At 40.6% G+C, this 25,766-nt stretch carries 18 protein-coding genes; 2 read left to right on the top strand and 16 right to left on the bottom strand.

The genetic code is table 11. The annotated features are described in order from the left end of the window. Nucleotides 1-199 precede the first annotated feature (199 nt). Together IJ00_RS02525 and IJ00_RS28675 are read right to left on the bottom strand one after the other, a co-directional pair. Nucleotides 200-646 carry a tellurite resistance TerB family protein gene (locus IJ00_RS02525; RefSeq protein WP_035149750.1) on the bottom strand — a complete coding sequence of 149 codons (447 nt, stop codon included), beginning with the start codon at nt 644-646 and terminating at the stop codon, nt 200-202. 176 nt (nt 647-822) lie between these two features. After that, a complete protein-coding gene (locus tag IJ00_RS28675; RefSeq protein WP_035149749.1) occupies nt 823-984 on the bottom strand; it encodes a hypothetical protein in 162 nt (53 codons plus the stop codon). An 873-nt stretch (nt 985-1,857) separates the two neighbouring features. Here IJ00_RS28675 and IJ00_RS02515 point away from each other — a divergent pair. Beyond that, on the top strand, nt 1,858-2,211 hold the full coding sequence (locus IJ00_RS02515) for a phenylpyruvate tautomerase MIF-related protein (RefSeq protein ID WP_035149747.1): 354 nt from the start codon (nt 1,858-1,860) through the stop codon (nt 2,209-2,211). Nucleotides 2,212-2,329: 118 nt separating this feature from the next. After that, entirely contained in the window at nt 2,330-3,427 is a 1,098-nt protein-coding gene (rlmN, locus tag IJ00_RS02510; RefSeq protein WP_035149745.1) for a 23S rRNA (adenine(2503)-C(2))-methyltransferase RlmN, read from the top strand. Nucleotides 3,428-3,540: 113 nt separating this feature from the next. On the opposite strand, the gene IJ00_RS02505 is transcribed toward rlmN, so the two are convergent. From IJ00_RS02505 to IJ00_RS02445, 14 genes are all read right to left on the bottom strand, one after another. Further along, nucleotides 3,541-3,720: a replication restart DNA helicase PriA gene (locus tag IJ00_RS02505; protein WP_035149742.1), complete on the bottom strand. Its 180-nt coding sequence runs from the start codon at nt 3,718-3,720 to the stop codon at nt 3,541-3,543. A gap of 558 nt (nt 3,721-4,278) precedes the next feature. Further along, nucleotides 4,279-4,689, bottom strand: coding sequence for a hypothetical protein (locus IJ00_RS02500; protein ID WP_035149739.1), 411 nt, complete (start codon nt 4,687-4,689; stop codon nt 4,279-4,281). A gap of 150 nt (nt 4,690-4,839) precedes the next feature. Continuing rightward, nucleotides 4,840-5,181: a translation initiation factor gene (locus IJ00_RS02495; RefSeq protein ID WP_035149738.1), complete on the bottom strand. Its 342-nt coding sequence runs from the start codon at nt 5,179-5,181 to the stop codon at nt 4,840-4,842. Continuing rightward, nucleotides 5,174-5,299 carry a hypothetical protein gene (locus tag IJ00_RS29865; RefSeq protein ID WP_256388843.1) on the bottom strand — a complete coding sequence of 42 codons (126 nt, stop codon included), beginning with the start codon at nt 5,297-5,299 and terminating at the stop codon, nt 5,174-5,176. The genes IJ00_RS02495 and IJ00_RS29865 overlap by 8 nt, the downstream gene beginning before the upstream one ends. A gap of 1 nt (nt 5,300) precedes the next feature. Next, nucleotides 5,301-6,602: a sensor histidine kinase gene (locus IJ00_RS02490; RefSeq protein ID WP_035149736.1), complete on the bottom strand. Its 1,302-nt coding sequence runs from the start codon at nt 6,600-6,602 to the stop codon at nt 5,301-5,303. Beyond that, nucleotides 6,599-9,382, bottom strand: coding sequence for a CHASE2 domain-containing protein (locus tag IJ00_RS02485; RefSeq protein WP_035149734.1), 2,784 nt, complete (start codon nt 9,380-9,382; stop codon nt 6,599-6,601). Before IJ00_RS02485 ends, IJ00_RS02490 begins: the two co-directional genes overlap by 4 nt. 644 nt (nt 9,383-10,026) lie before the next feature. Further along, nucleotides 10,027-10,974, bottom strand: coding sequence for a DUF928 domain-containing protein (locus IJ00_RS02480; protein WP_035149731.1), 948 nt, complete (start codon nt 10,972-10,974; stop codon nt 10,027-10,029). 183 nt (nt 10,975-11,157) lie between these two features. Further along, nucleotides 11,158-13,698 (bottom strand): CHAT domain-containing protein, encoded by a 2,541-nt coding sequence (locus IJ00_RS02475; RefSeq protein ID WP_035149728.1) that lies wholly within the window; start codon nt 13,696-13,698, stop codon nt 11,158-11,160. Nucleotides 13,699-14,204: 506 nt separating this feature from the next. Then, the gene (locus IJ00_RS02470; RefSeq protein ID WP_035149726.1) at nt 14,205-14,540 is read right to left on the bottom strand and encodes a XisI protein; all 336 of its coding nucleotides are present in this window, start codon (nt 14,538-14,540) and stop codon (nt 14,205-14,207) included. Then, complete coding sequence (locus IJ00_RS02465; protein ID WP_035149724.1) at nt 14,528-14,947, bottom strand: element excision factor XisH family protein; 420 nt, start codon at nt 14,945-14,947, stop codon at nt 14,528-14,530. Before IJ00_RS02465 ends, IJ00_RS02470 begins: the two co-directional genes overlap by 13 nt. Before the next feature lie 42 nt (nt 14,948-14,989). After that, the gene (locus IJ00_RS02460; protein ID WP_046814696.1) at nt 14,990-17,434 is read right to left on the bottom strand and encodes an S-layer family protein; all 2,445 of its coding nucleotides are present in this window, start codon (nt 17,432-17,434) and stop codon (nt 14,990-14,992) included. 255 nt (nt 17,435-17,689) lie between these two features. Beyond that, the gene (locus tag IJ00_RS02455; protein WP_035149722.1) at nt 17,690-20,368 is read right to left on the bottom strand and encodes an S-layer family protein; all 2,679 of its coding nucleotides are present in this window, start codon (nt 20,366-20,368) and stop codon (nt 17,690-17,692) included. 161 nt (nt 20,369-20,529) lie between these two features. Next, nucleotides 20,530-23,067 (bottom strand): S-layer family protein, encoded by a 2,538-nt coding sequence (locus IJ00_RS02450; RefSeq protein WP_052754361.1) that lies wholly within the window; start codon nt 23,065-23,067, stop codon nt 20,530-20,532. Nucleotides 23,068-23,241: 174 nt separating this feature from the next. Next, nucleotides 23,242-25,761 carry an S-layer family protein gene (locus tag IJ00_RS02445; protein ID WP_046814695.1) on the bottom strand — a complete coding sequence of 840 codons (2,520 nt, stop codon included), beginning with the start codon at nt 25,759-25,761 and terminating at the stop codon, nt 23,242-23,244. Nucleotides 25,762-25,766: the final 5 nt, after the last annotated feature.

Here is a 25,766-nt window from a genome sequence, read left to right as displayed (position 1 = left end):
TTATGTATCTCAACTTGCTCAAAACTTGATAGATGTCACCATGGTAGCTTGACGATAATTAAGTTTTGATGGCAAATATTCTCTTAATTTCCAAAGATTCAGCAGTATATAGAAGAACTATCCTTAAATCAATCCGTCTATCCCTGCCATCCACGCTTTAAAATTGATGTCAAAAGTGGCTTTTATCTAGGAGCAGAGATTATCCCCGGTTTTTTATCAACATGACTTCCACAATTTGGGTGGCAACATTACTATCGATACCCAAATCTAGGCATAAATCGTTTAAAAAATCCTGTTCCTCTTGGGCAACAATACCGTCAGCTAATACTAAATCAGTCGCTACCGCAAAAGCAGCTTCCCGTAAATCGTGGGGTAAGGATGCTTTCGCTACCCGAAATAAGGTATTAATCCCTTCCCGTCGCAGTATTCCCAACAGTTTGTCAAACATTCGCACCATCACGTCATTTGAGTAACTTTTAAATAGTCTCATCCGTGACAGTGTTGATGAGATAACTCTTCCTTCTTCTTCAGAAAGGTACCCATCCGAGGCGATCGCCGCTAAGGTAATAGCTGCAAAAGCTTCCGTAGGACTTAACGTTTCTTGAACTGAACTTTGTGCGCCAAGCATTTGATCGAATAAACCCATTGTTATTTCCTCCTGTGTTGGCACTTCATCGGTAGCGCTCTTACCCCTGTCTACGTAGTATCGAGGTAAATATTGCGACCAAATCATGCTTCTAAGTATAGTGTGCCCAGCTTTACTGACAAGTGAACACAGGGAATCAATGGTTTTCGATATTTAGTAATTTTTTTTGCTTCGGTCTAAGGGAATCGCTTGGGAGCAGGTTCTCTGACTTCTGCTTTTTCTACGATTTCTACAACTGCTAACCCAAAACCGGAAACCGCAATTAATATACCTACGGATAATAAAAAGGCATTAACAAGCATCCGTAAGGCATCGTCGAAAAGAATGTAGGTGGTCATAGCTTGCTCTTTTGAACTCAATGGTGTTAGTAGTTTTTACTCTAGTGAGTGATTCACACTTTGATTGTCGAATTTCGTGGAAGAACTACCAACACGAACATCTTAACAAAACTTTATGCACCTAGGGAGATATCTATTAGGTTGTATTCATAAAGATTCGATATTAATTTGATAAATCTTGGTGTAATTTCCAACTCAGAAAGTAACTGCGAGAATCACGCTTTAAAGATACAAAGATATATAGTTATTAATCAAGGATATGGATTTTACATTAGTGACTATTACAACATCCCAGTTGTTTTGTTGTTATATAAAACATATTTAAATTTATGTTACGAAATAATATAAGTAAATATACATATATGATACGAGTTTATGTTTTATTTATGCCTAATTGTATACACTCTAACTTTTCATTAAAATAAATCAACTATGTATTGTTTTTAAGATAAAAGCATTATTCTATACTAATTACTGAATTTTTCTCTATGCTTTCTAATAGGATAGATTACTAATACTTGACTTCTTTACAAAAGTACACAATTCCTATTTATCGCATAATTCTATGAACTTTTGTTAACACGTGTAATAGAAGATGCTAAGAGTAGTACCAATTCTGTATGAATCAGAAGGTTAGGCTCTGAAAGGAAAAGTTTTGGTGGAGCATCTGTACCCTTAGAACCTTATGTCGCACATGAGCAGAGTAACGCGGGAGAACCAAACTCTTTCCCCCACAGGGCGGGCTAACAATTCAAATACAGAGGATGGTTGAAAGGTGCTGGATTTCTGATTCATGCACCAAGCATTGTGACAATATCGGAAGTCCGATAAAATGCACTACCAGTTGTTTAAAAATCAATTATTTCATCGACTATGCCACTCATCAAAGTTCAAACTTCCCTGACTGCACCTGCAAAAGGCGAGATTGAGACAATGCTGAAAAGTCTTTCCTCGATGTTAGCCAAGCATACCGGCAAACCGGAATCCTATGTGATGACGGCGTTTGAGTCAGATATTCCCATGACTTTTGGCGGCACAACGGAACCCGTTTGTTACATTGAAATTAAGAGCGTAGGGAGTATGAAACCAGAACAGACTCAGAGCATGAGTCAAGATTTTTGTCAACAAATTAACCAAGTTTTGGGTGTGGCGAAAAATCGAATTTATATTGAGTTTGCTGATGCCAAAGGTGCGATGTGGGGGTGGAATGGGACAACCTTTGGTTAGGAATGGTGGATAAAATCAAGGATAGAGTTAAGGATTTGTGACTCAATTTCCCCATCCCTGATTTTTTAAGAGTTTTCTGCTACCGTTAGGAATGTCCTGCGATCGCCGATAAACTATCATGTCTGCTCCATCCCTGGTTGCTAACTCTGAGACAAAAATTGCCTCGATTCCCGTTCCTCCCTTGCTCGGAGCCAGTTTAGCAGAATTGACAATGTGGGTACAATCCCAAGGGCAACCAGCTTATCGGGGTAAGCAACTCCATGATTGGATTTATCATCAAGGGGCGCGATCGCTAGCAGATATTTCTGTATTTTCTAAACAGTGGCGATCGCAAATTGCAGATATCCCCATCGGGCGTTCTACCCTACATTACCGCTCCGTTGCTCCCGATGGTACAGTCAAATATCTTTTACAACTAACAGATGGGCAAATTGTGGAAACCGTGGGAATTCCGACTTACACCAACCCCCGTTTTCCCGATCCTGAATCCTTAGAACGTCTCACCGTCTGCGTTTCTACCCAGGTGGGATGTCCCATGGCTTGTGATTTCTGCGCTACTGGCAAGGGTGGCTTTAAACGGAATTTAGCACGTCATGAAATTATCGATCAAGTTCTCACAGTTCAGTCAGACTTTCAGCAACGGGTAAGTAATATTGTTTTTATGGGCATGGGTGAACCATTGTTAAATATGAATCATGTCCTAGGTGCGATCAAATCTTTAAATCAAGATGTTGGTATCGGACAACGTAATCTTACCCTTTCGACTGTCGGTATCCGCGATCGCATTCGCCAATTTGCCGAGGAAAAATTACAAGTTACCCTTGCTGTCAGTCTCCATGCACCCAACCAACCCCTACGAGAGCAATTAATTCCTAGCGCTCATTCCTACCCCATAGAAGATTTACTTGCCGAATGTCGAGAAGCTGTGGAAATTACAGGTAGACGTATCACTTTCGAGTATGTTTTACTGGCAGGTGTAAACGATTTACCCGAACACGCTACAGAATTAGCTGGACTTTTGCGGGGTTTCCAAACTCATGTGAACTTGATTCCCTACAATCCCATTTCAGAAGTCGATTATCAACGTCCTAGTGGCGATCGCATCCAAACTTTTACAAATATTCTCAAGCAACATCATATCGCTGTCACTGTGCGCTATTCACGAGGTTTAGCAGCAGATGCAGCTTGTGGGCAATTGCGAGCAAGTAAGAAGTAATGAGTAATGAGTAATGAGTGATGAGTAATGAGTGATGAGTGATGAGTGATGAGTAATGGGAAAATTCTCTTTCCCTCATCCCATTGCAACTTCCCTATTACCCATACTCAAAATCATTTCTTCACTGGAATTCCTGGAGCATAAGCTTCTAAAACTTTGCCTGTAAGAATACAACTAACTAACAAATAATCACAGTGATGGCATTGTGTCCGCATTAAATTTCTATCAGCAATATAATATCTTTCCCCTTCATTCCCACAATTAGGACAACGTACTTTTTGCACTGTCAACATCTTCCTACCCCTGGATTTTATAAAGCAAAAATTTGCAAGTTAATTGAGACTGGTAAGAAATTGAATTTACCAGGTTTCATGGAAGGTAATCCGCATCGCGTTTTCTTATCGAAGTAGATGATTAGTAACCGAAAACAAAATTTGAGATGCTCTTGCTATCATTAATTACTGAGTAGTTTTTGCACAATTTTTATTATTATCATGTCCACATGATAACGTCTACATCTAACCTTAGGGGTAAAATTTTATTTTTTGTTATACTTTCAATTACAAAAACCATGATCCCTAGCTATAAACCATGGAGAATGATAGTTTTGTGGTCATGCTAGAAAAATATTTCTTATGTAATTGACACTAATCATAGAAAATTATCTGTATCTATAGTTTTCTAAACTTTTAATGACATCCTCTGAAGAATCGGTTAATCAACTCTTAGAGGATGTCGGAGATATGGAAATCTCATGCTCAAGGGAGCTGTTCCCGCAGAGTGCCCTAGGCTCTAGCACTTAGCCAATCGACGGAAAATTGAGGTTTTTTCGCTCCACAAGGATGGTATACCTAGGGTGTTTCATGATTTCCTATTCCCTTATCCCCATTCACCAAATCTAATGGTTGACAAAAGTTATTTACACCCTGTTTGAGAACATACATTAAAACTGGTGTGGCTAAAATTTTGGGAAAAGTTTTCATGGTTTGTAACTGTGCCATCATCCTTTGTAGGGATTGATTCTCTAAGTCTGCGCGGAATTCCGGCTGACAGATGACAGCGCGCCAACTTCTAGCTAATGCGTCTAACCATTCCGAATTGGCTCTTTCTGGTTCTTGTCCTACTCGAATAGCTAAAGTCATCGCTGCATCTTCTAAGTCTCCCTCACAGTCTTCGATGACATCCAATGCTTCCATTGCTTTTTCATCATCTGCGAGTTGGGAACGAACTAGGGCGATTTCTTTTTGTGTAACAACAGTCATGGGATTTTCTTTAAGCCAAGCACTATATCACTCAGCTATGGTATTGTAATTTTTCCGGATATGCCTTCTAGTAGAGACGGTATTGATATTTGCAAAATAAATATGCTTGGGCGATCGCGTAGCGGAACGGAGTTCTATCGCCACTTAACATCAGCCACCACTGATTTTAGCTTTGTAGCCTAGTTTTAAGAGAATTTCCAGAATCTTCTGTTTTTGATCGCCTTGGATTTCGATTTCGTTATCTTTGACTGTTCCCCCGGTGCCACACTGTGTCTTCAACTGCTTCAGTAAATTTTGTAGGGTATCTGGGTTACTTTGGAAACCAGTAATAACTGTGACAGTTTTGCCTTTACGTCCAGAGCGGGTGGCTTGAACGCGGACATTTTGCTTTTCTGGTGGTAAATCTGGGGTTGCCCTTTCTAGGGCGGGAGAATTGTTGTCACCAAACTCTTGATAGACGATGCGGTTTTTGGAGGAGTTGTTTTTAGACATAGGGGGAAGTCTTAAAGACAGACAATGCTGGAATTTCGCTGATTTTATTGTGCCATAGAGCTATGGAAAATGTAGCGATCGCCAATGCCAATAAAACCCTCGCAGCACGTTTTGTCATTTCAACCAGATATGGGCATTGTCAGCATAAATTTTGTCCCCTTACCGATAATGGACGAGCATTCAATCACCCCATGGTGTTTATCGCAAATAATTTGTTTAGCGATCGCCAAACCTAAACCTGTACCTTTATTGACTCCTTTGGTAGTAAAGAGGTTATCAAAAATCTTTTCTTGAACTTCTTCAGTCATCCCAATTCCGTTATCGCTAATCATAATTTTTACCTGTTGCTCGACCGTAATAGTTGTAATAGTAATTTGCTTAGGATTAGCTGCAATTTCTTGATAACTACAACCGGCAATAGACTCATCTAAAGCATCAATCGCATTCGCCAGAATATTCATAAATACCTGATTAAGTTGACCAGGAAAGCATTCTATCTGAGGAATATCACCATACTCGGTAAATACTTCAATTGCTGGACGCTGCTCATTTGCCTTGAGACGATGTTTCAGAATTAAAATTGTACTATCAATACCTTCATGGATATTAAATAATTGTTTCTCATCTCGGTCTGCCCTAGAAAAAGTTCTTAAACTATTACTAATATTTTTAATGCGATCGCAAGCCATGGTCATGGAATCAATCATCTTAGATAAATCTTCAATGCAATAATCTAAGTCGATTTCTTCCGCATGCTCAATAATTTCCTCACTGGGATTTGGTAAACTTTCTTGGTATAGATGTAAATGCTCGATAATATCGCCAATATTCGGTTTTGCTTGTTTGAGAGTTGCGGAAATAAATCCCAGAGGATTATTCATTTCGTGAGCTATCCCTGCAACTAAATTACCCAATGCTGACATTTTTTCATTTTGAATCATTTGCAGTTGAGTCTGCTGTAATTGTTGAAGAGATTGGGTTAATGCTGCGGTGCGTTCTTGTACCTGCTGTTCTAAAGTGCGGGTGAGATGGGAAATTTGTAAATGGAGTTTCAATCGAGCAATCACTTCTGCCTGTTGAAATGGTTTAGTAATATAGTCTACAGCCCCAATTTCTAATCCTTTGACCTTCTCTGTGGCATCAGATAAAGCTGTCATAAAAATGATGGGAATATTTTGAGTGACGGCATTAGCTTTTAACCGAGAACAAGTTTCAAAACCATCAATTCCGGGCATCATCACATCCAAAATAATTAAATCAGGGAGAGCATATTCTGCTTGCTCAATTGCTGATTCTCCATCGGTAGCCATCAATATTTTCCAACCATATCCCTGAATTCCTTCTGATAGTACTTTCAAGTTATTGGGATTATCATCGACTAACAAAATACGTATTGGCTGGGTGACAAACTTCTCGCTCATTTTAATGTACCTTCTATGATAAAAGATTTAATATATTTGCGGATTTTTGCAGTCTGAAAGCTATTAGTCAGTTTACTTAATTCAGTTGCAAAGGGAGTGATTTCTTGGTTTTGCCCTACCTGTTGTTGTAATACTTCTTCTATTCCTGGGATATCTCCCATCATTGCCAAATGATATAGTTGCTGCAAAGTATCCTGGGATGGCAAAATTAATTCTTGAGGACTAGGAGTATTTTCTTTTTGGGAAGATGGGTTTGGGGGTGCGATGTTTGGAGAAACCCAGTCAACTTTAACTAGGGGTTGCAATGCATTGAGCAGTTCACTCTTCTGAAGAGGTTTGGGTACAAATGCAGTTGCTCCTGCTTCTAAACTCCGTTGACGGTTTTCCTCAAAAACGTTAGCACTAGAAACGATGATGGGAATAGAAGAGGTTTGGGGATGTGTTTGCAGGTGAATCATCATCTCAAAACCATCCATATTTGGCATCGCTAGGTCGAGCAAAATGATATCGGGATGATGTTCTATGGCTAAGGTAAAACCTTGTTTGCCATCACTGGCTTCCAGGATACGATAACCCATATCTTGTAGTAAACTTATCAACATCAAACGGTGGTTAATATCATCATCAACAATCAAAATCTGAGGTGCATTACCTGCAATGCTGACGGTTTGTTCTGGTTGAGAAGTATTTTCAGATGGTTGGGGATTTATTGACAATAATGCTGGAACCGTGACATCGAAGTAAAAAATACTTCCTTCCCCAGGATTGCTTTGGACTTGAATTTGACTTCCCATTAAGGTGGTAATTCTTTGACTAATGGCTAATCCTAACCCCGTACCTTCCGAACGTTTTCCAGCAGAACCCACCTGTTCAAAGGGAGAAAAGATTTTTTCTAGTTGGTCTGGTGACATTCCCACACCCGTGTCTTCGATGTGGAAGCGAATGGTTGCTAGGGTTGCTTCTCCTATATTTTCCTCGACTGCTAGTAGTTCAACTTTAAATGTCACACCACCGCTATCAGTAAATTTAATCGCATTGCCTAGCAAATTAATTAATACCTGTCGCAATCGTTTTTCATCAGCTTCAATGGATTCCGGTAGGCGATCGCCCATCAAAACATGAAAACTAATCCCTTTCTGCTCTGCACGAATACCACAAATTTCTGTGACACCATGCAAGAAAGTTGATAAATCAATACTACTGGTGAATAATTCGAGTTTACGGGCTTCAATCTTAGACAAATCGAGAATATCATTAATTAACATCAAGAGGTGGGAACCACATTGATAGATAATATTAACTCCTTCGCGGTTTTTCTCCGTCAAATTTGGTGACGCTTCTAAGACTTGAGCAAAACCTAAAATCCCATTTAACGGTGTACGTAATTCATGACTCATATTGGCGAGAAACTCGCTTTTTGCCTGGTTTGCCGCATCCGCAGCTTGCTTTGCTTCCAGCAGTTCGTGGGTTCGTTCTTCGACTTTGGTTTCTAAGGTTTTGGAATAATCGAATAGTTGAGCGTTGGCAATTTCTAGTTGTTGATTCGTTTCCTCTAATTTCTGCTGTTTATAAGCGTTGGTTGTTGCCACTACACTACTAATAAATGCAGCAAAAGCAGGTGTTATGGGAATTAATACCCCAGCCAAAAATAGACAATAACCACCCCCCATGAATACCACACTCACACCCACAGTCCCCCAGAGAATTTTTCCTCCGGGAATCCACTTTCCTTTACGTAAACTAGCTAACTTCCAAGTCCCCAGAGAACCAATTACAGACCAGAGAACAATCCAGAAATAGAGAAAATTTCCTGACATCCCCCGTAGGTTTGTGCCACCTATTTTTGCCCCTCGTACCAGTTGGAGAGCAATATTGGCATGGATAACTACCCCTGGGGTTGGTTTTCGGTCGGAAATCAAAGAAGAACTGAAGGGAGTGCTGAAAAAGTCATTGGTACTGGTAGCAGTAGAACCAATAAATACCATGCGATCGCGCATCAAATTAGCTGGTACTTTCCCTGCTAAGACATCCCGCATTGTGACTGTACGAAAAGCAGATTCTGAACCATACCAATTGAGTAGGATTTGATAACCTCCCACATCCTCATCACTGTAACCCGCTTCGCGATCGCTCAAGGGTTGGTAAATAGTCTTACCCAATTGAAACTTTTGCTGCTTTTCGTCAACGGATTCTAAAGTTATCTTGTCTGCTTCCAGATATTTCAGTGCTACTAAGGTTGCCAATCCCGCTTTGATTTTGCCATTTTCCTTGACATCCTCAGCCGTCAGCAAAGCTCGACGCACATGGCGATCGCCGTCTAGAACTAAATCAGCTAATCCTACCTGGTCTTTTTTTTGCAATTCTGGTGGAGGATTTACCCGCTCACCAGTAATTTTCTCTACACCAATTAAATTGGGGGTAGTCTGGAAAACTTGGGCAAGCTGTTCATAACCAGTGCTTTCTGGTAAATCTCGATATAAGTCTAAACCAATTGCACGGGGTTGTTGTGCTTTAATTTTCCCTAGTAATTGCGCCAATGACCAGTCAGGTATGGGCCATTTGCCTACAGATTGAATATCCCGCTCATCAATGGTGACAACTACAATCTCATCAGCAATTTCTTGTGTTGATTTGAGCCGAATCCATTCATCACGGAGTTTCCATTCAGATAAGTTAAAAAGTCCTAATGATTGCCCAACAATTACTGTTAACGCTACACTAGGGGTAATAATTAAAATACTACGAGTCCTTTTAATGAAAGCTTGAAATCTACTCCACATATAGCGTCATGAATAATTGAATTGGGAATATTGAGATACTGGCATCTCGTTTATTTATTTTTAAGTAAGTTAGTGCAATCAAACCAAACTAGGTGAAGAAAAGTAAATAAGGCTCAAACTCTTTCTTCCCCTGCTACCTGCCTTATTCCAACAATAATTAATTATTTCCGCCGACCTGACTTGAAAAAGCAGGGGAACTGGGAGACAAGGGGGACAAGGGGGACAAGGGAGACAAGGGGGACAAGGGAGACAAGGGAGAAATAATTAATGCCCAATGCCTATTTTCATCTGTCCTGGTGTACGGAGTACTCTACGAGAAGGCTACGCCTACATGATGGCTACTTATACATATTATTGATATCTCTCCCCTCATATAATTTAAATTTGATTAGCGAATAAGGATTATATATGCTTGGGCAACGGGATAATATCATGTCCGGTTGAATACTTATAATTAAGGCAGCAAAGGGAAAGAGAGTTGTCCGATTTCTGCGTTATGATGCGGACATGATATCAGCTATCAGGAAATATTAATTTTTGGATAAATTTTAACCTCAGCTACAACACAAGGGTGCGTTAGCTTTGAGGTATAACGCACCACCTGGAATTATCTGACCTATGGGTTTAACTCAAGCTGCAAATATCTAATTACTAGATGCAACTAAGGGCGCTTTGGCAACTTCCTTTAAGCTAACGGAGGTCAGTAAGTCTTCCCACTGCTTAATAATTGCAGGATTTTGGGGTTGGCTAGTATGTAGTGCTGCGAGGGTTGCCACACAGTCGTACCACACACCATTCTTGCCAAAAATCTCTGCTTGTTTCATCACATCTTTCTGTTGCAAAGCCGTTGCCAATTCCGCACTTGGTTGAATGCGTTGAATCCACCCATCAACATAAGGTGTACTAGGGCTGAGTTTGCCATCTAATTTCAATGCTAGGAACCATTGGTAATTCTTACCAACTGCCAAAGCGGGAGCGTCTGCTGGTAATTTGACCGCCACAACCCCAGACTTTCCGGCTACAGGAACAATCATTTGATGATGCATATTACCAGCTTCATCTTTCAAGCTAAAAACAGCTTCTGTGGCATTCGATGCTGGAATATATACCATGATTGTCGGACGTTCAGATATTGTTGTCCCGTAATAGCTTTGGGGCATTAATCCGATTAATGCGGCTGGTCCGTTGACAGCTACCGTCGAAGGATTTAGGTAGTAGGTACCTACGCGGGAACCTCCTCCTGTTGTTTGCTTAGGAGTGCTATTTCCTTGCTTGGGTGTAAATAGATTTCCCCGGGAAGCTCCTCCTTGAGCTTGTTTAGGAGTGCTATTTCCTTGCTTAGGTGTAAACAGATTTCCCCGGGAAGCTCCTCCTGTTGTTTTCTTAGGAGTGCTATTTCCTTGCTTGGGTGTAAATAAACTACTGCGAGAAGCTCCACCTGTGGATTCCTTGGGAGCGCTATTTCTGGATGGTGGGGTAAAGGTGACAGCATAGGCACTACTGCTTATACTGCTTGCCATTAGAGCGATTAATGGAACTAAACGCGAAAAGCGTACCGTCTGGAGATTGACTAAATACTGATGTTTTGTCATATTGCACCTGTTTTTGATAATTTGCGATATCAAATGTGTTGATTGCATCTATCCCAAAAAGTCTCTTTTAAAAGCCCAATCGATAAATTGGAATATATTAGCTGTTATAAGCGACTTCAAGAGAAAAATCTACATTTGGAATATGTTTTTTTTGACAAAAACTAACAGTGATATTACTGATATTTAATTCCAGTTACCAACTAAAACAAAGGCAGACCAAAAGAAGGGGTCACGGAAATCAGTTTGACGAATCAGCTGTATTTGTGCTTGACGTAGTGCTTCGGCTTTGGTTGCTTGAGGTTGCCGTAGTTGTTCATAAAACCGAGTCATCAGCATTTCTGCGGCTTTATCTTTGACGGGCCAGAGAGTCGCAACGGTTGAACGGGCACCTGATTTAACCGCTAAACCAGCTAATCCCAGAACTGCGCGATCGTCTCCGGTAGCTGTATCACAAGCACTCAGTACTAGTAATTCGATCGCCTTGGAGGAAGCAGCACCGCGATTTTTGAGCAATTCGGACAATTCCTTGATATTCACTTGTCCATCCCAAGTCAGCAAGAATGTATCTTCCTGACGGGAGCTAAATTGTCCGTGGGTAGCCAGGTGAACGATATCAGCATTACTAGATTTAACGCGATCGCCTAATGCTTGGCTGGTAAATTGCTGATTTAGTAACAATTTTGATGATACTGTTTGGGAGATTTGCTTGACTTCCGATTCCACCGCAGGTAAAGCGGCAAAACCAGAGCGAGATTCACTAATTCCACCGATAATTGCACTAATTTTGTTGGGCTGGAAAGTATGGGCAGCCATCAGCTGTAATCCTGGTGACAGAGCAACTGCATATTTTTCGATGAGAAATTCCTTGCCATCGGACAAAGCTGCCATCGGTATATTCCGTAATTTACCATCCAACACAAATACTAGGGTTTTTGTATCTTTAAATGCTTGTTCCTGTTCTGCGGGGCGAATTAGCCAATCATATATCTGTTGACTAAGTCTTTCTCTGTCTTGAGAATCGGAAACAGGGTTGAGGGAAGTCACTAAATTATCAAGGGTTTGTGCAATTTCTCCTTGAGATTTGTGGGTGACGTAATAACGCAGAGGTTTTCCTGTTTGGGAAATAATTGTTGCTAGGCGATCAGGTAAAATAATCGGATAAATGACAGTTGCTGTGGGGTCAATTTTATCTATCTCTTGGGCTTTGTCTAAACAAGCTTCCTGGAAAAAGTTATCGAGTTCAGCGATTTGCAGAGATTCAATTAATTCACGAGCTTGCAATAATTCCGGTTGACTCGGTTGTTCATCCAGAAGTAAAGCCACTAGTTCTCGATAAACGGGTTCCACACTTTCGCGGAAGGAAAATTGCACATCGGAATTCACCGCCGCTAAATCAGAACGCAGTGCTTTTAGTGACTTAACCGCTTCTGTATAAGCAGCGATCGCCTCCGGTCTTTTACCCTGTTGTTTGTATAATTTGCCTACCTGCCATGCTGATTGAGCTATAATGTCATCCGCTTGTAGTTGACGGGCAATATTCAAGGATTTATCAGCTAGTTCCTTTGCCTGAGACCACTGAGAACTTCGACTAGAAATTTGTCCCCATTGATACAATGCATGGGCTTCTGCGGGGGCATCTTGGATTTTTTGGGAAGATTTGACGGTCGTTGCCATCAATGTGCTTAAATCTTGGCTAGGTAAAAGTTGATTGGGGTTTTCCAGTCGATTCAGGGTAGCTACAAAATTAATCGCTGCATAGAGAGAACTATGACTGGGAGGGAGTTCAGTCAGTTGTTGTTTTAACTGGTGTGCGAGGGGAATGGCATATTCTAGCTTGTCATAATCCACCAACAATTTGAAGCGAGCTAAACGTGCTTGTAGAGCTTCATCAGGATTAGTTGCAGTATTTTCGGCATCTTCAAAATAGTTTAATGCGGCTTCTGGGTCTTGCAAATTGGCTGCATTCTTGCCCAAACTGGAAAGAATCGAACTTAATTGAGTTTTCGCTTGAATTTTATTGGCGGTTGCTAAACTTTCTTCTAAAACTTGCTGACTTTTTGGATCACCGATCGCCTGCAAAGCTAAACCCAGCGATCGCAATCCACTTACCTTTACTTCCGAATCTGGCATTGCTGCCATTTTTTGGGTTAATTCTTCTAGTTTTTGACGAGAACGGCGATAAAATCCTAAACTTTGTAAAGCTTGAGCCTGATTAATTTGACTACCGATACTTCCTGTCGTATCACCAGCCTGTTCATAATATTTTTGTGCCTGCTGCCAAGTGGCGATCGCCGTTTCTGCTTGACTTATACGTAGTTGTAAATTTGCTTGGGTATTCAGTATTTGTGCCCAGACAATCGCATCCGCCGAGGGCTGAGTAGTTTGCAAAAGCTTGATACTTTGTTCTATTGATATTTTCGCTGGTTCCCATTGATTCAACTCTTGCTGTGCCAGGGAAAGATAACTCAAACTAATCGCTTCATTAACGCGATCGCCTGTTGAGCGATACTGTTTCACCGCACTTTGCCAAGCTGCCATCGCTTCTGCAAACTTTCCCAAACTATAGAAATTTCGCCCCTGCTCCAACCCTGACTCAGAAGCAGAAATCACAGGAGTTGTAACTGGTGAAGATGCTTGGACAGGTGTCAATATAAATACTAAACACAAACTGAAAGCGCTGAGAGTGATGTATAGCCAACGAGTTTGTTTAATACGGAAAACCATGTTCATTAACCAATATTTATAACGGCTTTTTCAAAGCTAGTGATGCACCAAGGAGTAGGGTACAGCAAACCTCTGTGAGGTTTTGATGATTACTTCAATGTTCTAATCTCTCTGGTGACTGCCATAGCACAAGTTCTGAAACTATCAGTAATCTTATATTGCCCAATTCAAGAGGATTTCTCCCAAAATCAATCCAAGAAATCCCCCTGGGTTGGAATTGAGAATTTCCAGTATCAGGGTTGAGATGTAATTACCCGTATTTCTCACAAAACGTTAAATGTCTTAAATATCAGTTATTTGTGTTTCTAGAAAAATGCCACTAGTACAACAAGACGTAAGTTCAGATAGGATATAGTAGACTATAAACCTTGATTTTCCATGGATTGTACCCTTACCAAACTTATGACTTCAGGTACTAGCTAAAATACCGATAATTTTATTATCATCTTTGAGATAATACTCACTCAAATCAATTGTTAATAAGCTTAAAAAACCTATATTTGTTCTTAAGCTACACCAAAATCAGTATATTGACGTACTTGAGGTGGATGGAAACCTAAAATAATATCCTCTTTGGGAACTCCAGCTTCTAACAATTCTTCAGCCACAGGACGATTCGTACCATCATGTTGAATCCAAATTTTTCCTTGGATAATATCAATATGGAGAACACACCCATGTACACGGCGTTGCCCATCCCAACAGACATGCATCAGTTCATAATGGTCTGTTGCTGGGTTAACAATTGCCTCTGCTTCTATTTGACCGTGAGACGGTTTGTACTTAGCATATTCGTAAATTAACTCGCTGATTATTTGGCGATAGTGATTTAAGGTATCCATTCTACAATACTCCTTTGTTGCTCATCAAACACCAAAAGTTTAATTTGTAAGCGCTTGAGGATTAATTGCCCTAATTTTTCTGTAAAAATACTTTCATAGGAACGCTTGGGAACAGCGAGGTAAAGTATTCTTTCCGATGCTATCTCCGCCAGAATGCTTTGAGAAACACCATATTGTCCAGCAGCTTCTTCTAAGTCCCGCACTGGTGAAGGTTTTAAAAAACTTTTAATTTCAACTGCTATTTTGAGATGATCTTTTTGCGCTGCTATTGTTGTTCTTTCTGCCCCTAAATCAACATAAAGTTCTCTACCACCATAGGATAAAAGCAAGGGGTCATCAGTAATCTCCCAGCCATCATTTATTAGGGCTTGAACAACGGTATCATGATACAAATCCTTGGCAGGCATAGTCAGGCGGCAATTATTATTTCCGTTGATGATTCTTATATATTATCTAGGAACCGCAGCACAAGTTAATGGTTGTTGCACTGGAGTAGAAGATTTAGCTGCAACTAATTCCACTTTTCCTTGGGCATTTCTGCGCCAGGATGTGGCTTGGACAAGGGTTTCTGGGGATGGGAGAATTTTGGCTTGTGCTGGTTGGGCTTTGCGGTATGTTGAGATATTGCGGATATCAACCCAGGGGCGATCAGTCCTCACGTCTTGATTAGGATTTTCAGGTATACCACCTCTCCCTGTAGCGACAAAACTACTACCTTGGTTGACATCATCACAACCACTAGCAATTTGTTGAGATGAATCACTGAGATTTGCTGGTAATTCGATTAAACCAGAATTGGGGTCAACACCAACATTATTAATTTCCACATTGCCGTTGATATTAAATTGGGAACTGGCGGTAATATCATTGGTGAGGTCTGTTCTTGGGGTAAGGGTATCACGAAATTCTAAACCAATAATCCCTTCCGTTGTGATTTCAATATTGCCACCCTTACCTTTGAATGCATTGGCAACAATGTCACTGTTTTCTAAGCCAGCAAGGATGGGTGTATTGATGTTAATATTACCTCCATTCCCGTTACCCGCAGATGTTGCACTAATCAAGCTATTGTGGCGTAGCAATAATAAATCGCTGACCTGTAAAGTCATATTACCCCCCTCACCCGATGCTGTTTGAGCTTGAATACTACCTTGAGCATCGAAGAAAATCTTATTAGCAGAGATTTTGATATTGCCCCCATCACCTGTACCTTGGTTGGTAACACTGACTGCACCCCCATTGCTTAGTTTGAGAGTTGGGGTAGTTATATTCACAGTTCCGGCATTTGCTGACAGAACATTTGGCAAATTGAATAGTTTTTGAATTAATGCTGGAGGGAAAATGACGGCTGAGTTAATACTGCTATTGTTAGCTCGGCTGCGTCCGTCGATCAGAATTGATTCCGTCGCATTGATGTTTAAATTTCCCGCTTTACCAATCAAGAAGGATGTGGTTGCTACGACTCCTCCATTCAGTATTTGTAATCGATTTGTGTCTAATGTCACAGTTTGGGCATTCCCTGTACCATAGGTGATGGCACTAATGTTGCTATAGAGTCCTGCCGGGTTGTCTCCTGTTACGGTCGTATTTTTACTGCGAATAGTGACTTGCCCTGTAGAACCAGTTGCAAATGTGATTGAAGAGATGGCTGCGCCCTGAGAAACTAGTAGGTTATTACTATTAATGGAAAGATTGCCTGCTGGTTTAGGTGTTCGGGAACTTGTAGTAATAGTAGTTACTCCAGCAGGATTGATAGCAGAAAAACCAGATAACTTGACTGTCCCAGAATCAATCTGAATATCACCACTCGCTGCCAATCCAAAAGCATTGCTATTGATTCCTGCGCCCTGGGATATGGTTAAGTTAGGAGTGATGATATGGATGGATGAACTTTTGCCAGTATTCAACCCTTCAGAGCGGATACCGCTACGAATTTGGGCGTTGGCTGTTGTCCCAGAAATATCAATCCCTTCTGAAGCCTGTAAAAAAATTTTACCCCCAGAGACATTTCCCAGATTTTTGGAAAATATAATTGAACCATCGCTGATTTGTACGTGTTTTCCTTGTAATTGTACGGAACCAGCATTGAATGCCCCGACATTTGGCAATGCTCCTATATTGAGCAAGGATTTTTGGGTCAGGCGAATATCTGCAAAGCTTTGTCCGTTTTGGTAACTTAATTGATAACCTTGGGAGATGGGGTTTAAACTGACTAGTCCAACTCCGCCTAAGCTTCCCAATTCTACCCGTCCTTGGGGCGCGTTCAAGGTTGCTCCAGTGAGATTTAAGTTACCCCCTACCATTGCTAAGGTTTTTCCTGGTTTTACTCTCAGTTCTGAGGTACTGGGGTTGTATGTGATGGGAGCGAGGGTATTGGTAGTTGTTAGGGCATGACCTGTACCTTGAAAGGTGATGGGGGTAGGATTATTTCCCATTTGTAAGCCAATGGGTACGCTCATGGTTAACAAGGGGTTAGCAGTGGCATTAACTGCACTAAATTCGACTCCATCCGCAAACTTAATACTATTGGCTGTCGTCCCTACAAAGGAGCCGCTAATATCTAACTTGGCATTTTGTCCAAATATAATCCCATTGGGATTCATTAAAAATAAACTGACAGCATTGTTGGGATTATTATTAATAGTTTTAATTAATCCATCAATATTAGAAATATTGCCACCAGTTACTCGACTAAAAATAGTTGTAATATCAGGCGTATTTACTAAATCAAAGATTGCGGAACCATTTGTCGGTACAGAGAAATTGCTGAAACTATGAAATAAATTATTACCCTTTGCAGTACCATTAATAATTGTAAAAATATTGCTATTGGGGTTGACAATTGTCTTAGTTGTCCCATCTGATGCTACTTGTGCAACAACAGGTATAATCATTACTGATGTGAGAAATGCTGTTGTCAATATAGATGGGAATATGTTAGTTTTCGAGCTATTTTCTATCGTAATTCCCCTCATCACCTAATTCTCCCTTTCATGATTTTACTTCCTCAGATTTAAAATTCCCTAAATCCCATGATTTCTAACACAATGGTTGTTTGTAACACAGGGAAAGCATAGCAACAAAGTTTGTTTTCCTTTCGTTGCTAGATGAATAGAAAAAATACTGATAATTGGATTTATGTTTTGATGTTATTTGGTTATCGCGGAACAGCTTAATGTTGGCACTGGAGTGGAAGATTTAGCTGCAACTAATTCCACTTTTCCTTGGGAATTTCTTCGCCAGGATGTGGCTTGGACAAGGGTTTCTGGGGATGGGAGAATTTTGGTTTGTGCTGGTTGGGCTTTGCGGTATGTGGAGATATCACGGGTATCAGACCAGGGGCGTAGGCTATATAGCCCACCGTAGGTATCGCTCCTTAATTCCTGACTGGGGTTTTGCGGTATTCCACCTCTCCCTGTAGCGACAAAACTACTACCTTGGTTGACATCACAACCACTAGTAATTTGTTGGGATGAATCACTGAGATTTGCTGGTAGTTCAATTAAGCCAGAATTGGGGTCAACGCCAACATTATTAATTTCTACATTACCGTTGAGATTGAATTGGGAACTGGCGGTAATATCATTGCTGAGGTCAGTTCTGGGGGTGAGGGTATCACGAAATTCTAAACCAATAATTCCTTCCGTTGTAATGTTAATATTGCCGCCCTTACCTTTGAATGCATTGGCAATAATATTGCTATTTTCTAAACCGACAATTACAGGAGAATTAATTGTGATGTTTCCTCCTGTGGAATTATCTGTAGCACTTGTGGCAATATTACTACCATGTCGCAGCAACAGCGCGTCACGAAGTTGAAGATAGATATTCCCCTGATTACCACCATTAACCTCTGCTTCTAAGCTAGCTCCATAATCTAGAAACAGCTTATGAGCGGTAATATTCAGGTTTCCTGCATCCCCAGTACCAATATTACTAACGGTGATTTTTGCCCCATCTCGAACACTCACGGTCTCAGATTGGATGATGTTTACAGACCCCGCAGCAAATTTCGTTGTTGAAGATGCTGTAATGCTACTAGGTAAAATCTTACCGTTACTTAGTGGCTTAGATATTCCCTGCACATCAATATTTTTGACTTGCAAGTTAATATTCCCCGCAGAAACCTTACCCTGAGTAGAAGAGGATATTTGCCCTCCATTAAATAAGCGTAGTTTGTCAGCTGTTAAGGTGATATTTCCACCAGTACCAACTGAATTGTTACCCGTAGAAACAGTGATGCCACCGGGTAACTTGCTCGAATAATCAATTTCTGGATCGCTGACTTCTATCTCCTGTGCCTTAATGGTGATGTTTCCAGCTTTCCCTTTTCCTGATAAAGTACTCCGGATAGTCCCACCATTAAATATCTGCAAACGTCCAACATCTATTGAGATATTTCCCCCATCTCCTTTTGTTGGTCCAATTCCCGTAGACACTCCAGACAGCAATTTATAGGGTGTATATCCCGATATTTCCAAGCTTTCAGTCGCTTTGATTGAGATATCTCCAGCTTTACCTGTGGGAGAAAAGGCAGGATTGATAGGGACAAGAGCTGTACTGATAATTCCCCCATCTCGTACCCTTATCAGATTTGCCTCGACAGTAATCTTTCCACTCTCATTGTTCTTACCGCTAAAGAGTGTGGTGGTGATAGAAGTAGGCATATTGAGAAATGGGTTCACTCCCACGACCTCAACATTTGAAGCTCGAACGGTGACATCTCCCGATCTGGAATTGTTCCCAGAAGAGGAGGATTGAAGCCAAGCTCCATTTAATAAGCGTAAGTGTCCAGTCTCAACGGTAACATCTCCAGCTCGTCCAGTTGCTGGAGGTCCAAAAAAGCTACCAACATTGGTTCCGATACCAGGTCCAGCTTGTCCTGGAAGAGACGCACCCATTAGATCAACAAAGTCTGTGGTTTGGACGGTAATACCCTTACCTTGACCTTTAAAGGTAATAGAACTAATATTTGACCCATCCTGCACAGTTAAACCGCGTCCCCGAATATTAATTGCACCCCCATTCATTCCACTCGCATCGACTAATGAAGCTTGTTGTAATGTGATTGTGCCCCAGTTAGCTGTAGGACTCGTTAATTTCCATCCGCCTTGATTGTCTATTTGGATTTGAGCATTTCCTAAAGCCCATAACTGAACCTGTCCATCTGATGCCCTCAGCTTTGCTCCTGTCATATTGATTTGACTACCGACAAATGCTAGCGTTTGCCCAGTTGTAACTCGTAAATCTGTCCCTTGTACTTGGATAGGACCAGCATTGGCTCCTAGTTGTAGTCCCACGGGTACGCTCATGGTTAACAAGGGGTTAGCAGTGGCATTAACTGCACTAAATTCGACTCCATCGGCAAAATTAATGCTATTAGCCGTGGTACCCACAAATGAACCGCTAATATCTAATTTGGCATTTTGTCCAAAGATAATCCCATTAGGATTCATTAAAAATAAACTGACAGCATTATTGGGATTATTATTAATAGTTTTAATTAATCCATCAATATTAGAAATATTTCCACCAGTTACTCGACTAAAAATATTTGTAATATTAGGCGTATTTACTAAATCAAATCTGGCTTCCCTACCCGTAGGTACAGAGAAATTACTGAAACTATGAAATAAATTATTACCCTTTGCAGTACCATTAATAATTGTAAAAATATTACTATTGGGGTTGACAATGGTCTTTGTTGTCCCATCTGATGCTACTTGTGCAACAACAGGTGAAATCATTCCTGATGTGAGAAATGCTGTTGTTAATATAGATGCGAATATGTTAGTTTTCCAGTTATTTTCTATCGTAATTCCCATCATCACCTAATGCTCCCTTCTATGACTTTAGTTCCTTAGGTGTAAGATTCCCTAAATCCCATGATTTCTAACACCATGATTTTTTGGGCAACAGGGAAAGTTGTTTCTCCTCCAGTTGCTAGATTAATAGAAAAAATACTGATAATTGGATTTATGTTTTGATGTTATTTGGTTATCCCAGAGCAGCTTAATGTTGGCACTGGAGTGGAAGATTTAGCTGCAACTAATTCCACTTTCCCTTGGGAATTTCTTCGCCAGGATGTGGCTTGGACAAGGGTTTCTGGGGATGGGAGAATTTTGGCTTGTGCTGGTTGGGCTTTGCGGTATGTGAAGATATCACGGGTATCAGACCAGGGGCGTAGGCTATATAGCCCACCGTAGGTATCGCTCCTCAATTCTTGATTGGGGTTTTGCGGTATTCCACCTCTCCCTGTAGCAACAAAACTACTACCTTGCTTGACATCACAACCACTAGCTATTTGTTGAGATGAATCACTAAGATTTGCTGGTAGTTCAATTAAGCCAGAATTGGGGTCAACGCCAACATTATTAATTTCTACATTACCGTTGATATTAAATTGGGAACTGGCGGTAATATCATTAGTGAGGTCAGTTCTGGGAGTGAGAGTATCACGGAATTCTAGACCAATAATTCCTTCCGTTGTAATGTTAATATTGCCGCCCTTACCTTCAAAAGCGTTGGCAATAATATCGCTGTTTTCTAATCCAATTGCGATTGGTACGTTAATTGACACATTACCACCATTACCCTTACCTGCTGCGGTGGCAGAAATAAGGCTATTGTGACGTATCAGCAGATAATCTTGTATATTTAATTTGACATCTCCCCCATTCCCAGAAGCAGTTGATGCGTTAATAATACCTTGGTTGTTGAGAAAAATTGCGTTGGCATTAATCTGCAAATCTCCTGCACTGTTCGGTCCATCATTTCTAACAGTGACTAATCCTCCGTCTGTGACTTTTAACAAAGGGGTGTTAATGGTGAGGGAACCAGCTTTACCAGTAGGAATGGCAGGAAGTTTAAGCACGGCTTGAGTAACTGGATCGAGAATTTCGGCACTTGAAGCAATGCGAGCAGGAAGAATTGAACCACCAGATCTGCCTCTAACCTCTACAGATTTGGAAGCATTGACTATTACGTTACCTGCTGCACCTGAAGCCACAGTACTAGACCCTAGTATGCCACTGTCTCGAATCACTAATCTAGATGTATTGATGAAAGTGCTACCAGAATCTCCTGTGTTACTAGCCGATGAAATTACTGAACTTGATAATGTGGTAAAGGGGTTATTGCCAGCAATTTCAAGTAAATCTGCTATCTTGAATTGTAAAATTCCAGCCTGTCCGGAGCCTGCGGATAAAGTACTAATACTGCCACTATTGAGAACTCTCAGGTCATGAGCTGAGACTTTAATATCACCGGCTTTACCAGAATTCAATGTGATGGAGGTGATGGAAGTTGAAACGATGGGATTGGTGGGGACAAATCCATCGACTGCGATCGCGCCTGTAATATTGGCTGTAATATTGCCACCATTTATGGGTGTAAATGTCCAGTTATGGATGTTTGCTCCATCTTTGAGGGATAATTGCGCGGCTGCAAGGCTAATATCTCCAGTTGGTGTGATACCTAAGTTGTCGATTTGGATAAAACTGCTTAATTTACCATCGGATGTATTCCCTGCGAGGCTAACAGTCTCAGTGGCTTTGACTGTAATTCCCTTCGCGGGTTGTTGTATCCCAAAGTTGTGTAGCAAAGCACCAGAACCTTCTGTGAAGCGAATATTCCGTCCTTGTAATTGAATTGAACTACCGCTACCACTGGCATCTAACAAAGATTGTTTTGCGAAATTAATGTCGTTGAATTGACTGACTGCGGAATAGTCTCCAACTAATCCAGTGGAAGTGAAGTTGAGCTTGACTAAGCCATCGCTAATGCTACCTACTTCTAGGTGTCCACCTCCATTTGTAGTAACAACACCACTAGAGAAATTTACACCTTTAGCAATCAATGCCAAAGTATTACCTGCTTTAATTTGTAATCCGATGGGATTTTGGCTGCGATCGGCAGGGGCAAAAAATCCGTTAGTAATCAGATGTCCAGTTCCTTGTACGGTAATTTTGCCCGAATTTTGTCCCATTTGTAAGCCAATTGGTACGCTCATGGTTAACAAGGGGTTAGCAGTGGCATTAACTGCACTAAATTCGACTCCATCCGCAAACTTAATACTATTGGCTGTCGTCCCTATAAAGGAGCCGCTAATATCTAACTTGGCATTTTGTCCAAATATAATCCCATTGGGATTCATTAAAAATAAACTGACAGCATTGTTGGGATTATTATTAATAGTTTTAATTAATCCATCAATATTAGAAATATTTCCACCAGTTACTCGACTAAAAATATTTGTAATATTAGGCGTATTTACTAAATCAAATCTGGCTTCACTGCCCGTAGGTACAGAGAAATTGCTGAAACTATGAAATAAATTATTACCCTTTGCAGTACCATTAATAATTGTAAAAATATTGCTATTGGGGTTGACAATGGTCTTAGTTGTCCCATCTGATGCTACTTGTGCAACAACAGGTAAAATCATTACCGATGTGAGAAATGCTGTTGTCAATATAGATGGGAATATGTTAGTTTTCCAGCTATTTTCTATCGTAATTCCCCTCATCACCTAATTCTCCCTTTCATGATTTTACTTCCTCAGATTTAAAATTCCCTAAATCCCATAATTTCTAACACAATGACTTTTTGTAACACAGGGAAAAGATAGCAACAAAGTTTGTTTTCCTTCGGTTGCTAAATGAATAGAAAAAATACTGATAATTTGATTTAGGTTTTGAGGTTATTTGGTTATCGCGGAGCAGCTTAATGTTGGCACTGGAGTGGAAGATTTAGCTGCAACTAATTCCACTTTTCCTTGAGCGTTTCTTCGCCAGGATGTAGCTTGGACAAGGGTTTCTGGGGATGGGAGAATTTTGGCTTGTGCTGGTTGGGCTTTGCGGGATGTGGAGATATCACGGGTATCAGACCAGGGGCGTAGGCTATATAGCCCACCGTAGGTATCGCTCCTCACTTCTTGATTGGGATTTTCAGGTATTCCACCTCTTCCTGTAGCGACAAAACTACTACCTTGGTTGACATCACAACCACTAGTAATTTGTTGGGATGAATCACTAAGATTTGCTGGTAGTTCAATTAAGCCAGAATTGGGGTCAACGCCAACATTATTAATATCAACTGTACCATTAATACCAAATTGAGAACTGGCTGTAATGTCATTTTCTGAAGTTAGTTGGGGGCGAAACTTTAGTCCAAAGATACCTTGAGTTGTGATGTTAATATTACCACCACGACCTGTGACTGCATTAGCCGTAATGTCACTGTTATTGAATCCAACAATCACTGGTGAATTAATTATAATATTGCCACCATCTCCTGAACCGAGAGCAGTTCCTATAATTAGACTGTGATCTCGAAGAATGAGGGCGTCGCTTTGGATATTCATACTACCGCCTTGTCCTGAAGCTGTAAAACTAGCTAAAAAGCCCTTATTTAACTCCAGTCTTTCTGTATTGATATTCAGCGCACCTGCATTCCCAATTCCATAGTTACCAGTATTAATTCTGGCTTCATTACTAATTTTGAGGATAGGACTATTAACAGTCACTTGTCCGGATGAACCTCTCGGAATTTTACTCACATTGATTAATTGGGAATAATAACTGGCACTCAGAGAGCTAACTGTTGAAGAAATATTACTACCATAGCTAATATTTGGTGAGTGACCACTGATATTAATCCATTCCGTCGCATTCACAGTTAAATCACCTGCATTACCTACTCCCAGACTCGCAGTTGTCACACTACCACTTTCTTTGACTGTAAGGGTGCGAGTATTTAGTGTCAGTTTCCCGGCATTACCACCATTCCCAATAGTAGTATTAGCAATAACACTAGGAATACTGATGGGAGTTGCGCCAATGACATTTACAGTATCGGCATTAATTGTTACTTCACCACCTGTACCAAGTCCAAAGGTTGTGGAGCCGAGATAACCACCATCTAATACAGATAGATTCTTGGTTGTGACTGTCATGTCACCAGCCTTCCCTGTAGAGAATGTGAGTGTTCCGATTGCTGCGTAGGCTGAAGGGTCGTTAGGAATATAACCCCTGACATCGAGATTAGAGGTTGTGATACTAAGATGTCCACTATCGGCAGATTTGTAATTACGGTTACTAACTAAGGCTCCGTGGTTAACGCTTAAATTTGGTGTGACAATGCGAATATTACCGCTCATACCATTGTTGATGGTCTCGTTGATAATACTGGTACGGATTTTCAGGTTAGTAGTAGCACCAGACAATTTCAGAGTATCAGAGGCAAAAACATCGATATCTCCAGCCTTTTGCACTCCTCGATTTTGTACCCATAATACGGAGCCATCTGTAAGGTTAACTTTGCGACCTTGTACTTGAATAGAACCTGCATTAATGCCATTGACATTTACTAGCGATCGCTGTGCAAGATTAATATCGCCAAATCTAGAAATGTTTTGATAATCTAGCTTAAATCCTTGACTGACTGCATTGAGTTTAACTTCACCTTGCGCTATGCCACCGAGTTCAACTCGTCCTTCCGGAGCAAGTAAAATCCCACCATTCAGGTCAACAGAAGAACCTAAAAGTGCTAATGTACGTCCCGATTTCACAGCCAAATTAGCCTCTAATTTTGTAGGTGTATAGGGTGCAATTAGTGGATTGTGAGAGGTGAGATGATGTCCAGTTCCTTGTAAGGCAATTTTTCCTGAGTTTTGCCCCATCTGTAAGCCAATGGGTACGCTCATGGTTAACAAGGGGTTAGTAGTGGCATTAACTGCACTAAATTCGACTCCATCCGCAAACTTAATACTATTGGCTGTCTTCCCTATAAAGGAGCCGCTAATATCTAACTTGGCATTTTGTCCAAATATAATCCCATTGTGATTCATTAAAAATAAACTGACAGCATTGTTGGGAGTATTATTAATAGTTTTAATTAATCCATCAATATTAGAAATATTTCCACCAGTTACTCGACTAAAAATAGTTGTAATATTAGGCGTATTTACTAAATCAAATCTGGCTTCACTGCCCGTAGGTACAGAGAAATTACTGAAACTATGAAATAAATTATTACCCTTTGCAGTACCATTAATAATTGTAAAAATATTGCTATTGGGGTTGACAATGGTCTTAGTTGTCCCATCTGATGCTACTTGTGCAACAACAGGTAAAATCATTACTGATGTGAGAAATGCTGTTGTCAATATAGATGGGAATATGTTAGTTTTCCAGCTATTTTCTATCGTAATTCCCCTCATCACCT

This window comes from Calothrix sp. 336/3, from assembly GCF_000734895.2.
GTDB lineage: Bacteria > Cyanobacteriota > Cyanobacteriia > Cyanobacteriales > Nostocaceae > 336-3.
Note: the sequence above shows the minus strand (reverse complement) of the source record. Positions and strands in the feature narration are given on the sequence as shown.